Origin of the sequence: Burkholderia sp. AU39826 (assembly GCF_020419965.1) — a bacterium.
Lineage (GTDB): Bacteria > Pseudomonadota > Gammaproteobacteria > Burkholderiales > Burkholderiaceae > Burkholderia > Burkholderia semiarida.
Genome location: NZ_JAIZQG010000020.1, coordinates 58,626 through 72,032, shown reverse-complemented (window position 1 = coordinate 72,032; position 13,407 = coordinate 58,626). Strand labels below are relative to the sequence as shown.

At 63.6% G+C, this 13,407-nt stretch carries 13 protein-coding genes; all 13 read left to right on the top strand.

Translation table 11 applies throughout. The features are described 5' to 3' along the window. Positions 1-31: 31 nt before the first annotated feature. The 13 genes from LGM42_RS26360 to LGM42_RS26300 all read left to right on the top strand — a co-directional run bounded on the left by LGM42_RS26360 (position 32) and on the right by LGM42_RS26300 (position 13,042). Positions 32-811 carry a ParA family protein gene (locus LGM42_RS26360; RefSeq protein ID WP_059580499.1) on the top strand — a complete coding sequence of 260 codons (780 nt, stop codon included), beginning with the start codon at positions 32-34 and terminating at the stop codon, positions 809-811. 31 nt (positions 812-842) lie between these two features. Further along, positions 843-1,736 carry a ParB/RepB/Spo0J family partition protein gene (locus LGM42_RS26355; RefSeq protein ID WP_006482728.1) on the top strand — a complete coding sequence of 298 codons (894 nt, stop codon included), beginning with the start codon at positions 843-845 and terminating at the stop codon, positions 1,734-1,736. A 10-nt stretch (positions 1,737-1,746) separates the two neighbouring features. Continuing rightward, a complete protein-coding gene (locus LGM42_RS26350) occupies positions 1,747-2,877 on the top strand; it encodes an SLC13 family permease (protein WP_099315916.1) in 1,131 nt (376 codons plus the stop codon). A 556-nt stretch (positions 2,878-3,433) separates the two neighbouring features. Continuing rightward, positions 3,434-3,958: an ATP synthase subunit I gene (locus tag LGM42_RS26345; RefSeq protein WP_059580504.1), complete on the top strand. Its 525-nt coding sequence runs from the start codon at positions 3,434-3,436 to the stop codon at positions 3,956-3,958. 110 nt (positions 3,959-4,068) lie between these two features. After that, positions 4,069-4,920: a F0F1 ATP synthase subunit A gene (gene atpB, locus LGM42_RS26340; protein ID WP_012492242.1), complete on the top strand. Its 852-nt coding sequence runs from the start codon at positions 4,069-4,071 to the stop codon at positions 4,918-4,920. A gap of 75 nt (positions 4,921-4,995) precedes the next feature. Then, a complete protein-coding gene (gene atpE, locus LGM42_RS26335; RefSeq protein ID WP_006482730.1) occupies positions 4,996-5,265 on the top strand; it encodes a F0F1 ATP synthase subunit C in 270 nt (89 codons plus the stop codon). A 129-nt stretch (positions 5,266-5,394) separates the two neighbouring features. After that, positions 5,395-5,865, top strand: coding sequence for a F0F1 ATP synthase subunit B (locus tag LGM42_RS26330; RefSeq protein ID WP_006477283.1), 471 nt, complete (start codon positions 5,395-5,397; stop codon positions 5,863-5,865). A 2-nt stretch (positions 5,866-5,867) separates the two neighbouring features. After that, positions 5,868-6,407 (top strand): F0F1 ATP synthase subunit delta, encoded by a 540-nt coding sequence (locus tag LGM42_RS26325; RefSeq protein WP_034188172.1) that lies wholly within the window; start codon positions 5,868-5,870, stop codon positions 6,405-6,407. Between the two features lie 44 nt (positions 6,408-6,451). After that, positions 6,452-7,993, top strand: coding sequence for a F0F1 ATP synthase subunit alpha (atpA, locus tag LGM42_RS26320; protein ID WP_059580508.1), 1,542 nt, complete (start codon positions 6,452-6,454; stop codon positions 7,991-7,993). A 119-nt stretch (positions 7,994-8,112) separates the two neighbouring features. Then, positions 8,113-8,988 carry a F0F1 ATP synthase subunit gamma gene (gene atpG / locus LGM42_RS26315; RefSeq protein WP_034209645.1) on the top strand — a complete coding sequence of 292 codons (876 nt, stop codon included), beginning with the start codon at positions 8,113-8,115 and terminating at the stop codon, positions 8,986-8,988. A gap of 66 nt (positions 8,989-9,054) precedes the next feature. Then, positions 9,055-10,449: a F0F1 ATP synthase subunit beta gene (gene atpD / locus LGM42_RS26310; protein WP_011350527.1), complete on the top strand. Its 1,395-nt coding sequence runs from the start codon at positions 9,055-9,057 to the stop codon at positions 10,447-10,449. A gap of 151 nt (positions 10,450-10,600) precedes the next feature. Next, positions 10,601-11,026: a F0F1 ATP synthase subunit epsilon gene (locus tag LGM42_RS26305; protein WP_006477288.1), complete on the top strand. Its 426-nt coding sequence runs from the start codon at positions 10,601-10,603 to the stop codon at positions 11,024-11,026. A gap of 288 nt (positions 11,027-11,314) precedes the next feature. Continuing rightward, positions 11,315-13,042, top strand: a complete 1,728-nt coding sequence (locus tag LGM42_RS26300) for an AMP-binding protein (RefSeq protein WP_226233734.1) — start codon at positions 11,315-11,317, stop codon at positions 13,040-13,042. Positions 13,043-13,407: the final 365 nt, after the last annotated feature.

Sequence of the window (13,407 nt, the reverse complement as noted above, 5' to 3'; positions counted from 1 at the left end):
TTTGTTTGAAGGTAAAGGGAACACACCAACGATGGCAAAGATCTTCTGCGTTGCGAACCAGAAGGGGGGCGTCGGCAAGACGACGACATCGGTCAATCTCGCCGCAAGCCTTGCAGCGCAGGAGCAACGCGTCCTGTTGATCGATCTCGACCCGCAGGGCAACGCGACGATGGGCAGCGGGATCGACAAGGCCGCCTGCGAAGCGACCGTGTACGAAGTGCTGGTCGACGGCGTGTCGGTGACCGACGCGCGCGTGCGTCCGGAAGGCGTCACCTATGACGTGCTCCCCGCGAACCGCGAGCTGTCCGGCGCCGAGATCGAACTGATCAGCATCGACAACCGCGAGCGCCGCCTGAAGGCCGCGCTCGAGCGCGTCGCCGACGACTACGATTTCGTCCTGATCGATTGCCCGCCGACGCTGTCGCTGTTGACGCTGAACGGCCTGTGCGCGGCGCATGGCGTCGTGATCCCGATGCAGTGTGAGTACTTCGCACTGGAAGGGTTGTCGGACCTCGTCAACACGATCAAGCAGGTTCACGCGAACATGAACCGCGACCTGAAGATCATCGGCTTGCTGCGCGTGATGTTCGATCCGCGCATCACGCTGCAGCAGCAAGTCTCCGATCAACTGAAAGCGCACTTCGGCGACAAGGTGTTCGACGTGGTGATTCCGCGCAACGTGCGCCTGGCGGAAGCGCCGAGTTACGGGTTGCCGGGCGTCGTGTTCGACCGCAGCTCGCGCGGTGCGCAGGCGTATCTCCAATTCGGTGCCGAGATGATCGAGCGCGTGCGCGCGTTCGAGGTGTCGTGATCCGGACATGAGCGAAGCGAGGAAGAAAGACATGAACGCGGTACCAAAGAAGAAGGGCTTGGGACGTGGCCTCGAAGCGCTGCTCGGCGGCAGTGCCGATATCACCGAAGCGGTGAAGATCGAAGGGGCACCGAACACGCTCGCGCTCGGCAAGCTGCAAGCCGGCAAGTACCAGCCGCGCACGCGGATGGACGAGGGCAGCCTGCAGGAGCTGGCGGCAAGCATTCGCGCCCAGGGCGTCATGCAGCCGATCCTGGTACGGCCTATTTCATCAGACAAATACGAGATCATCGCGGGCGAGCGGCGTTTCCGCGCGGCGCGCCTGGCCGGCCTCGACGAAGTGCCGGTGCTCGTGAAGGACGTATCCGATCAGGCTGCCGCGGCGATGGCGCTGATCGAGAACATCCAGCGCGAGGACCTGAATCCGCTTGAAGAAGCGCACGGCATCCAGCGTCTGCTCGACGAGTTCGGCTTCACGCACGAACAGGCGGCCGAATCGGTCGGCCGTTCGCGCAGCGCGGTATCGAACCTGCTGCGCCTGCTGAACCTCGCGTCGCCGGTGCAGACGATGCTGCTGGCCGGCGATCTCGACATGGGGCACGCACGCGCGCTGCTTGCCGTCGACGCGGCCACGCAGATCACGCTCGCGCATCAGGTGGTCAACAAGCGCATGTCGGTGCGCGAGACCGAGAAGCTCGTCGCGCACACGACGAAGGAAGCCCCGGCCGTGAAGGCGCGTGCGAAGGACGATGGCGGCCGCGATACGCGTCGCCTCGAAGAGGAGTTGTCCGACCTGCTCGCGTCGACGGTGAAGATCAAGCTCGGCCGCCGCGGGCGAGGGCAGGTGCTGATCGACTTCGGCAACCTCGACGCGCTCGAGGGCATTCTCGCGCGTCTGCGCGGCAACGTCGCGACCGAAGAGTAACGGGCAACCCATGACGCAAAAGGGTGCACCGGCGCCGCGCCGGTGGCTCGGCTGGCTTGCGCAGGAACCGGTACTGTCGGTGCTTGCGCTTGGCCTGATCGTGCTGCAATGGGTGCGTCCGCAACCATTTTCGGTGCTCGCGGATCGGGTCGACTGGCAGACGGTCGCGACACTCGCGGGCCTGCTGATGCTGACCAAGGCGCTCGAGCTGTCCGGCTGCCTGATGTGGCTCGCGCATCGCATCGTGCATCACGTGCATTCGGAACGCGGGCTCGCGATGCTGCTCGTCGGCTTCGCCGCGGTGCTGTCGATGTGGCTCACCAACGACGTCGCGCTGTTCGTCGTCGTGCCGTTGATGGTATCGCTGCGCGCGCTGACGCCGCTGCCGTTCCGGCGGCTCGTGATCGTCGTCGCGCTAGCCGTCAACGCGGGGTCCGTCGCGACACCGCTCGGCAATCCGCAGAATCTTTTCCTGTGGCAATTGAGCGGCGTGTCGTTCGGCCGTTTCGTGGTCACGCTCGGCCCGCTCGCCCTCGCGCTGATGGCGCTGCTGCTCGCGCTGACCGCATTGATGTTCCGCGCGAAGCCGCTCGACCTGTCCGGCGACGCCGTTGCGCTTCCCGTCCAGCGCATGCAGGCGCTGATCGCGGCCGTGCTGTTCGCCGCGTTCGTGCTGCTCGCCGATGCGCATCATCCGCTGCCGGGCCTCGTCGGCGTCGCCGTCGTGCTGCTTGCCGTCAAACGCGACGCAGTCCTGAAGATCGACTGGCTTCTGCTGCTGATCTTCGTGCTGATGTTCGTCGTGTTGCGCAGCGCGGCCGCGCTGCCCGTCGTGCACGACGCGATCGCGCACGCGCAGCTCGATTCGCCGCTGCGCGTCTATGCGGCCGGCGCCGTGCTGTCACAGGTGATCAGCAACGTACCGGCCGCGATCCTGCTGTCGGAGTTCACGCACGACTGGCGCGCGCTTGCATTCGGCGTATCGGTCGGCGGCTTCGGGTTCGCGATCGGTTCGCTCGCGAACCTGATCGCGGTGCGTCTCGCGAAGGAGCCGCGCATGTGGCTGCCGTTCCACCTCGTGTCGATTCCGTTCGCGCTGGTGAGCGCGGCGCTCGGCGCGTGGCTGCTCGTGCACGGTTGAACGCGGCGGCGCAGGGAAGCCGTTCGAGCGACGGGTTGGGCGCACGGCATTCACGCTGATCGATGGTTGTTGATAAGTGCCGCCATCCACAGTCGAACATCTGTGGCGGCGCGACAACTGACCGGATGAATCGCTGCGTGAACATCCTGTCGAATTTCGCGCGCGGCGCGATGGTTGGGCCGCGGCGTCTCGCTTGTTCCCGAGCATCGGGGCGAATCGTTTCCGCCGGCTGCGTTGCAGCGAATTCCCGACGGCAATCGCGCCGCTTCGTCCTGGCCCGTATCGGGTATCGTTTCCCGCCGTTTCCCCCGTCACCTGACTTTTTCGCGCAAGAACTACCGGTGCTGAAAACCGACCTTACAACTGTCATCGTACGTCGCCGAATCGCATGTTTTTTCACATCATGAGGCGTCGTTTTATGCAGGTTTTTGTCGCGTCTAAAGCCTTGAATCACTTGCAACTATCGCTTACAATCGCCCGGATTTGTTAGCTAGGCACCCCTGAAAGCTTTCAGAAAGCTTGGGGTCGGGTTCAGGGATTTCAGCGGAAGATTGCGATGGCGGGTCAGGCGCCGGACGACAGGCACGATGATCAGCGCACGCAACGCACCGCTTCGGCGGCCGGCGAGCGGCGTGAACCCGACGATGACTGGGATGTCGAGCAGCAAGACAACAACATCGTTCCGCTGACGCGGGCAGAGGCCGAAAGGCTGTTCGGCCCGAACGTGAGCAAGCCCTCGCGCGTGACCCCCTACAAGGTGGTATTCGCGCAAGTGGTCCTGTCCCTGGTTGCAACGCTGGCGTGGTGGCTGTTTTCGAAGTCGCCGGGCGCCGCTGCGCAATCCGCGTTTCTGGGCGGAGCGATCGGCTGGGTACCCAGTGCGGTATTCGTGGCACGACTGAAGGCAGGTGGCTCGGCCACCGTGATGAGCTGGGTGATGGGCGAAGCCCTGAAACTCGCTCTGACGATCGGGATGTTCACCGCGGTGGCGTTCGGCTGGGCCGGCGTGCACTGGGTGCCGTTCCTCGTCACGTACCTCGTCGTGCTGAAGACGTACTGGATCGCGCTGGCCTGGCGGTAAGGAACAAGCAGCGTGCGGTTTCGACAACGAACCGCACCGGCCCGTTCCCGCAATAGCGTGTTGCGGAACGGGGCAAAACGATTTTCGACAATTTGGGTGGCATTAACGATATGGCAGCTAGCGAAGGCACGCGCGGTCCGGATCCGTCCGAGTACATTGCGCACCACTTGCAGAATTTCTCCACCTCGCATCAGACGTCGATTTTCGATATCCACGTCTGGAATCTCGACACGCTGTTCTGGTCGATCGTATGCGGCATCGTGACGATCGTCCTGCTGCGTCTGGCCGCCCGCAAGGCGACCTCGGGCGTGCCCGGTCGCTTCCAGTGCGCGATCGAGATGCTCGTCGAAATGGTCGAGGATCAATCGAAGGCCATCGTCCACGGCAATCGCACCTTCATCGCGCCGCTCGCCCTCACGGTGTTCGTGTGGGTCGCGCTGATGAACTCCCTCGACTTCCTCCCGGTCGACCTGCCGGGCCGCGTGATCGGCCTGCTCGGTCTGTCGGACGTGATTTCCCACCATCGCATCGTTCCGACGGCCGACCTGAACGGCACGCTCGGCATCGCGCTCGGCGTGTTCGTCCTGATGATCTACTACAGCATCAAGATCAAGGGCGCGGGCGGCTTTGTGCATGAGCTGCTGTCGGCCCCGTTCGGCGCCCACCCGCTGCTGTGGATCCCTAACCTCGCGCTCAACATCGTCGAATATCTCGCAAAGACCGTCTCCCTCGGTATGCGGTTGTTCGGCAACATGTACGCGGGTGAGCTGTTGTTCCTGTTGATCGCCCTGCTCGGCAGCATGTGGAGCTTCGGTGGCGACGCAACGTTCCTCGGCTTCGTTGGTCACGTGATCGCGGGTAGCGTCTGGGCAATCTTCCACATCCTGATTGTTCTGTTGCAGGCATTCATTTTCATGATGCTGACGCTGGTGTATCTCGGCCAGGCGCACGACAAGCACTAAGCGCGGCGTGCAACAAAGAGTCTTCGTTTTAGTTTTTTAATTCTCAGTTCCAAGTCTTTTCACAAAGGAGTGATCATGCAAGCTTACATCGCCAACATCCAGGGTCTGACCGCCATCGGTATCGGCATCATCATCGGCCTGGGTGCAATCGGCGCCTGTATCGGTATCGCGCTGATGGGTGGCAAGTACATCGAAGCCTGCGCACGTCAGCCGGAACTTATCAACCCGCTGCAAACGAAGATGTTCCTGCTGGCCGGTCTGATCGACGCTGCATTCCTGATCGGCGTGGGTGTCGCAATGCTGTTCGCGTTCGCGAACCCGCTCCTGTCGAAGCTCGCAGGCTAAGGTTCCTCGGAAATATGCGTCCGGCGTGAGCCGGCGCAGGGCGGAACGGAGACTTGGGGCGCTGATCGAATGCAACTCGATGAGCGCCTTACCGTTTCATTTTTCCGGAATAGCAGATAAGGAAACACCGTGAATCTCAACGCAACTCTGTTTGCGCAAATGGTCGTGTTCCTGGTCCTCGCGTGGTTCACGATGAAATTCGTGTGGCCGCCGTTGATCAACGCCCTCGACGAACGTTCGAAGAAGATCGCCGACGGCCTCGCCGCCGCGGAGAAGGGCAAGGCGGAACTCGACGCAGCGCACAAGCGCGTGGACCAGGAACTCGCGCAGGCCCGCAACGACGGCCAGCAGCGCATCGCCGACGCTGAGAAGCGTGCGCAGGCGGTCGCCGAGGAAATCAAGGCCAACGCCCAGGCTGAAGCCGCCCGCATCGTCGCCCAGGCGAAGGCGGAAGCAGAACAGCAAATCGTGAAGGCGCGCGAAGCGCTGCGTGGCGAAGTCGCCGCGCTGGCCGTGAAGGGCGCCGAGCAGATCCTGAAGCGCGAAGTCGATCAAACGGCCCACGCCCAACTGCTGAATCAACTGAAAGCCGAGCTCTGATCATGGCCGAACTTGCAACCATCGCCCGCCCTTACGCAGAAGCGCTGTTCCGCGTGGCCGAGGGCGGTGACATCGCCGCCTGGTCCACGCTCGTGCAAGAGCTGGCCCAGGTTGCGCGTCTGCCGGAAGTGCTGTCGGTCGCGTCGAGCCCGAAGGTGACGCGCACGCAAGTAGCCGAGCTGCTGCTTGCTGCGGTGAAGTCGCCGCTCGCGGCCGGCGCCGAAGCGAAGAACTTCGTGCAGATGCTGGTCGACAATCATCGCATCGCGCTGCTGCCGGAAATTGCCGAGCAGTTCGAGGCGCTCAAGAACGAACGTGAAGGTGCAGCCGACGCCGAGATCGTGAGCGCGTTCCCGCTGAACGGCGCGGATCTCGACAGTCTCGTCTCGGGCCTCGAACGCAAGTTCAAGCGCAAGCTGAAACCGACGGTCGAAGTCGATTCGTCGCTGATCGGCGGCGTGCGCGTGACGGTCGGCGACGAAGTGCTCGACACCTCGGTTCGCGCGCGCCTCGCATCGATGCAGGCTGCCTTGACCGCCTGAGCGCCACGCCGGCACGCAACAGAATTGACTATCAGGAGCGAATAATGCAACTCAATCCCTCTGAGATCAGCGAGCTGATCAAGAGCCGGATCCAGGGCCTTGAAGCGAGCGCAGACGTTCGCAACCAGGGCACCGTGATCTCCGTGACCGACGGTATCGTGCGTATCCACGGCCTGTCGGACGTGATGCAGGGCGAAATGCTCGAGTTTCCGGGCAACACGTTCGGTCTCGCGCTGAACCTCGAGCGCGACTCGGTCGGCGCGGTGATTCTCGGCGAATACGAACACATCTCGGAAGGCGACATCGTCAAGACGACGGGCCGCATTCTCGAAGTCCCGGTCGGCCCGGAACTCGTCGGCCGCGTGGTCGACGCGCTCGGCAACCCGATCGACGGCAAGGGCCCGGTCAACGCGAAGCTGACCGACGCGATCGAAAAGATCGCCCCGGGCGTGATCTGGCGCAAGTCGGTGTCGCAGCCGGTGCAGACGGGCATCAAGTCGATCGACGCGATGGTGCCGATCGGCCGTGGCCAGCGTGAGCTGATCATCGGCGACCGTCAGTGCGGCAAGACCGCGGTGGCGCTCGACGCGATCATCAACCAGAAGGGCAAGGACCTGATCTGTATCTACGTCGCGATCGGCCAGAAGGCTTCGTCGATCATGAACGTGGTGCGCAAGCTCGAGGAAACGGGCGCGCTGGAATACACGATCGTCGTCGCCGCTTCGGCGTCGGATTCGGCTGCGATGCAGTACCTGGCACCGTACGCCGGCTGCACGATGGGCGAATACTTCCGCGACCGCGGCCAGGACGCGCTGATCATCTATGACGACTTGACCAAGCAGGCCTGGGCATACCGTCAGATCTCGCTGCTGCTGCGCCGCCCGCCGGGCCGTGAAGCGTACCCGGGCGACGTGTTCTATCTGCACTCGCGTCTGCTCGAGCGTGCGGCTCGCGTGTCGGAAGAGTACGTCGAGAAGTTCACGAACGGCGAAGTGAAGGGCAAGAGCGGCTCGCTGACGGCACTGCCGGTCATCGAAACGCAGGCAGGCGACGTGACCGCGTTCGTTCCGACGAACGTGATCTCGATTACCGACGGCCAGATCTTCCTGGAAACCGACCTGTTCAACGCAGGCATCCGCCCGGCAATCAACGCCGGCGTGTCGGTGTCGCGCGTCGGCGGCGCCGCTCAGACGAAGGTCGTGAAGAAGCTGTCGGGCGGTATCCGTACCGACCTCGCGCAGTACCGTGAACTGGCTGCATTCGCGCAGTTCGCATCGGACCTCGACGAAGCGACCCGCAAGCAGCTCGAGCGCGGCCGCCGCGTGACGGAACTGCTGAAGCAGCCGCAGTACCAGCCGCTGCAGGTCTGGGAACTGGCCGTGTCGCTGTACGCCGCGAACAACGGCTACCTCGACGATCTCGACGTCAAGCAAGTGCTGCCGTTCGAGAAGGGCCTGCGCGACAACCTGAAGACCAGCCACGCTGACCTCATCAAGCGTATCGAAGACACCAAGGATCTCTCGAAGGACGACGAAGGCGCGCTGCGCGCGGCGATCGAAGCCTTCAAGAAGTCCGGTGCCTATTGATCCGCGAGTGACACACCGACGCCGCGCGGGTGCTGATGCGCCCGCGCCGCTTCGGTGAGCGATGCATGAGCCCCGAGTAAAGCGCTAAAGCGCTAACTCGGGGCGCAAAGGAGCAAGCTATGGCTGGAATGAAGGAAATTCGCGGCAAGATCAAGAGCGTGCAGAACACGCGCAAGATCACGAAGGCGATGGAGATGGTGGCTGCATCGAAGATGCGTCGCGCGCAGGAACGCATGCGCGCCGCTCGTCCGTATGCGGACAAGGTCCGTGCCATCGCCGCGCACATGAGCCGTGCGAACCCGGAGTACCGCCACCCGTTCATGGTGGCGAACGACGGCGCGCAGACGGCCGGCATCATCCTCGTCACGACGGACAAGGGTCTGTGCGGTGGTCTGAACACCAACGTGCTGCGTGCGACGGTGCAGAAGTTCAAGGAGCTGGAAGAGAAGGGCCAGAAGGTCGAAGCCACCGCGATCGGCGGCAAGGGCCTCGGGTTCCTGAACCGCTTCGGCGCGAAGGTGATGTCGCAGGTCGTGCACCTCGGCGACACCCCGCACCTGGACAAGCTGATCGGCGCCGTGAAGACGCAGCTCGATCTGTACTCGGAAGGCAAGCTGTCGGCGGTTTATATCGCTTACACGCGCTTCGTCAACACGATGAAGCAGGAAGCCGTGATCGAGCAGCTGCTGCCGCTGTCGTCGGAACACTTCGAAGCCGATGACGGTACGCCGGCGACGTCGTGGGATTACATCTACGAGCCGGACGCGCAGGCAGTCGTCGACGAACTGCTCGTGCGTTACGTCGAGGCGCTGGTGTACCAGGCGGTCGCGGAAAACATGGCGTCCGAGCAATCGGCGCGCATGGTCGCGATGAAGGCCGCGTCCGACAACGCGAAGACGGTGATCAGCGAACTGCAGCTCGTATACAACAAGAGCCGTCAGGCCGCGATCACGAAAGAACTGTCGGAGATCGTCGGCGGCGCAGCCGCTGTTTAAGCGCGCGCCCGGGACGACAACTGCGCCTTTGCGCGAGTAAAGAATCAGGTATTTAAAGGAAAAGCGATGAGTACTGCTGCTTTGGTAGAAGGCAAGATCGTACAGTGCATCGGCGCCGTTATCGACGTGGAATTCCCGCGCGACAGCATGCCGAAGATCTACGACGCGCTCATTCTCGATGGCTCGGAACTGACGCTCGAAGTCCAGCAGCAGCTGGGTGACGGCGTGGTCCGTACCATTTGTCTGGGTGCATCCGACGGCCTGCGCCGCGGCCTGACCGTGAAGAACACGGCGAAGCCGATCTCGGTGCCGGTCGGCAAGCCGACCCTCGGTCGTATCATGGACGTGCTCGGCCGTCCGATCGACGAAGCCGGCCCGATCGAAAGCGAAACGACGCGTTCGATCCACCAGAAGGCACCGGCGTTCGACGAACTGTCGCCGTCGACCGAACTGCTCGAAACGGGTATCAAGGTCATCGACCTGATCTGCCCGTTCGCGAAGGGCGGCAAGGTTGGCCTGTTCGGCGGTGCTGGCGTGGGCAAGACCGTCAACATGATGGAGCTCATCAACAACATCGCGAAGGAACACGGCGGTTACTCCGTGTTCGCGGGCGTGGGCGAGCGTACCCGTGAAGGGAACGACTTCTACCACGAAATGAAGGACTCGAACGTTCTCGACAAGGTCGCGCTGGTGTACGGCCAGATGAACGAGCCGCCGGGCAACCGTCTGCGCGTCGCGCTGACCGGCCTGACGATGGCCGAGCACTTCCGTGACGAAGGCCTCGACGTGCTGTTCTTCGTCGACAACATCTATCGTTTCACGCTGGCCGGTACCGAAGTGTCGGCACTGCTCGGCCGTATGCCGTCGGCAGTGGGCTATCAGCCGACGCTGGCTGAAGAAATGGGCAAGCTGCAAGAGCGCATCACGTCGACCAAGAAGGGCTCGATTACGTCGGTTCAGGCCGTGTACGTCCCTGCGGACGACTTGACCGACCCGTCGCCGGCGACCACCTTCGGCCACCTGGATGCAACCGTCGTTCTGTCGCGTGACATCGCTTCGCTGGGTATCTACCCGGCGGTCGACCCGCTCGACTCGACGTCGCGCCAGATCGACCCGAACGTGATCGGTGAAGAGCACTACTCGATCACCCGTCGCGTTCAGCAGACGCTGCAGCGCTACAAGGAACTGCGCGACATCATCGCGATTCTGGGCATGGACGAACTGTCGCCGGAAGACAAGCTGTCGGTCGCGCGTGCGCGTAAGATCCAGCGTTTCCTGTCGCAGCCGTTCCACGTCGCTGAAGTGTTCACGGGCTCGCCGGGCAAGTACGTGCCGCTGAAGGAAACGATCCGCGGCTTCAAGATGATCGTCGACGGCGAGTGCGACCACCTGCCGGAACAGGCGTTCTACATGGTCGGCACGATCGACGAAGCCTTCGAAAAGGCCAAGAAGATCTCGTAAGGGTTCGAGTGAGTCGCACGGCGCGTGCTAGTCGGGATTAACAGTCGGACTGATAATCCCGGCCGGTCGCGCCGACCGCAATACGCTCAATCCGCCGTGCATGGGATCGGCGCAGGCGCGCAAGTGCCCGCTCCGATCGACAGGAGTCGATATGGCAACCATCAAAGTAGACGTCGTCAGCGCGGAAGAGCAGATCTTCTCGGGCGAGGCGAAATTCGTCGCGCTGCCGGGCGAAACGGGTGAGCTGGGTATTCTGCCGGGTCACACGCCGCTGATCACCCGGATTCGTCCGGGTGCGGTGCGCATCGAAGTCGAGGGCGGCAACGACGAATTCGTGTTCGTCGCGGGCGGCATTCTCGAAGTGCAGCCGGGCGCCGTGACGGTGCTCGCCGATACCGCGATCCGCGGCAAGGACCTCGACGCGGCGAAAGCCGAGGAAGCGCGCAAGCGTGCCGAGGAAACGCTGCAGAACGCGAAGTCGGATCTCGACCTCGCGAAAGCGCAATCCGAGCTCGCGACCGCGATGGCGCAGCTCGAGGCGATCCAGCGTCTGGCGAAGATTCGCAGCCGGCACTGAGCCGCGCCGCGTATCCCGCGAAAGAAAGCAGCCTTCGGGCTGCTTTTTTTTCGCCCGCGGTTTCGCCCGCGTTCCGTCCGCGCTTCGTCCGCATTTCGTCGGAGTTTTGCGGGTCGGATCATTCCGTCCGGTCGTGCTATTTCAACCGCCCGTCGCGATTCGATGTCAGAGTATCGTCAGCGGAGCGCGTCATCATCCGCGGTGAGGCCCCCCGTCGCGATCGTTGCGGCGAAGGCGCGCGCAGCAGGCGCGCGCGGGCCGATCAGACAAGAACGGACGGAGACATCGATGGCAGCAGACCTTGGCAAGGGGGCGCTGATCGCGCCCGAGAACGGCTTGTCGTACGTGCGCGGCGCGACCGACGTGCCGCTATCCGACGCGACGATCGGCCGGTTTCTGCTCGACACGGCTGGCCGCTTTCCCGACCGTCCGGCCGTCGTGTTCCGCGAGCAGCAGGTGCGCTGGACCTGGCGCGCGTTCGCGAACGAGGTCGACGTGCTGGCCGCGGGGCTCGCCGCGCTCGGGATCGTGAAGGGCGACTGCGTCGGCATCTGGTCGCCGAACCGCAGCGAATGGCTGCTCACGCAGTTCGCGACGGCGCGGATCGGCGCGGTGCTCGTCAACATCAACCCGGCCTACCGGCTGTCGGAACTCGAATACGCGCTGAACAAGGTCGGCTGCAAGGCCGTGATCGCGGCCGAGCGCTTCAAGCGCTCCGCGTACGTCGAGATGTTGCAGACCCTCGCGCCGGAGCTCGCGACCGCGACGCCGGGCGACCTGCACGCGGCGCGCGTGCCGAACCTGCGCACGATCGTGTCGATGGGCGACGTGGCGCCGGCCGGCATGTTCCGCTTCGCGGACGTGATGGCGCGCGGCCGCCGGGCCGTCGATCCCGCGCTGCTCGACGCGCTCGGCGCAACGCTGTCGGCCAACGATCCGATCAACATCCAGTTCACGAGCGGCACGACCGGCAGCCCGAAGGGCGCGACGCTCACGCACCGCAACGTCGTCAACAACGCGCGCTCGATCGCGATGGCGATGCGTTTCACCGAACAGGATTCGGTCTGCATCCCGGTGCCGCTCTATCACTGCTTCGGGATGGTGCTCGCCGTGCTCGCCTGCGTGTCGACGGGCGCCGCGATGGTGTTCCCCGGCGAGGCGTTCGACCCGGTCGCGACGCTCGCGGCGGTGGCCGAGGAACGCTGCACCGCGCTGCACGGCGTACCGACGATGTTCATCGCGGAGCTCGACCATCCGGAGTTCGCCAAATTCGATCTGTCGACGCTGCGCACCGGGATCATGGCCGGCTCGCCGTGCCCGATCGAGACGATGAAGCGCGTCGTGTCGCAGATGCATTTGTCGGAGATCACGATCGCGTACGGAATGACGGAGACGAGCCCGGTGTCGTTCCAGAGCTCGACCGACGATCCGCTCGAGAAGCGCACGACGACGGTCGGCCGCATCCAGCCGCATCTCGAAGTAAAGATCGTCGATCCGGCTGGCAACATCGTGCCGATCGGATCGACGGGCGAGCTGTGCACGAAGGGCTATTCGGTGATGCTCGGCTACTGGGACGACGACGCGAAGACGCGCGAGGTGCTGGTCGACGGCTGGATGCACACGGGCGACCTCGCGACGCTCGATGCGGACGGCTACTGCAACATCGTCGGCCGTCTGAAGGACATGGTGATTCGCGGCGGCGAGAACGTCTATCCGCGCGAGATCGAGGAATTCCTGTTTCGACATCCGAAGATCCAGAGCGCGCAGGTATTCGGCGTGCCCGATGCGAAGTACGGCGAGGAGCTGTGCGCGTGGATCGTGCTGCGCGCGGACGAGCAGATGACCGAGGACGACGTGCGTGCCTTCTGCCAAGGCCAGATCGCGCACTACAAGATTCCGCGCTATATCCGCTTCGTCGACGAACTGCCGATGACGGTGACGGGCAAGGTGCAGAAATTCGTGATGCGCGAGCGGATGATCGAGGAGCTGAAGCTCGACGTGCAGAAGACGGCTTGAAACGGGGCGGTGCGGGAAAATGCGGGAAAATGCGGGAAAAACGGGGCGGCCTGCGGGTCGCCCTGTGCAGGTCGCTACGTTTTCGATGGACGAAAAAAAGCGGGCTTATTAGCCCGCTAAAAACCACACGCTACGGGGTTAGCGCGAGGAGACCAAAGATGAAACCGGATCCGGCGGGGGCCGGAAACGACTCCAACAGGGATGCCCCTCGGAAGGGCTTCGGTACGTGACCGACTGGCTCGCAGCGCTTCGCGTCCGCTCACACTTGGCACACGAGACCGCATCCGTGTTGAAACCGTTGAGGCCCATTGTGGGCGAATTAATGACCCATGGCGGTAACAAAGTGTTTCAGGTTGTAACGCCCG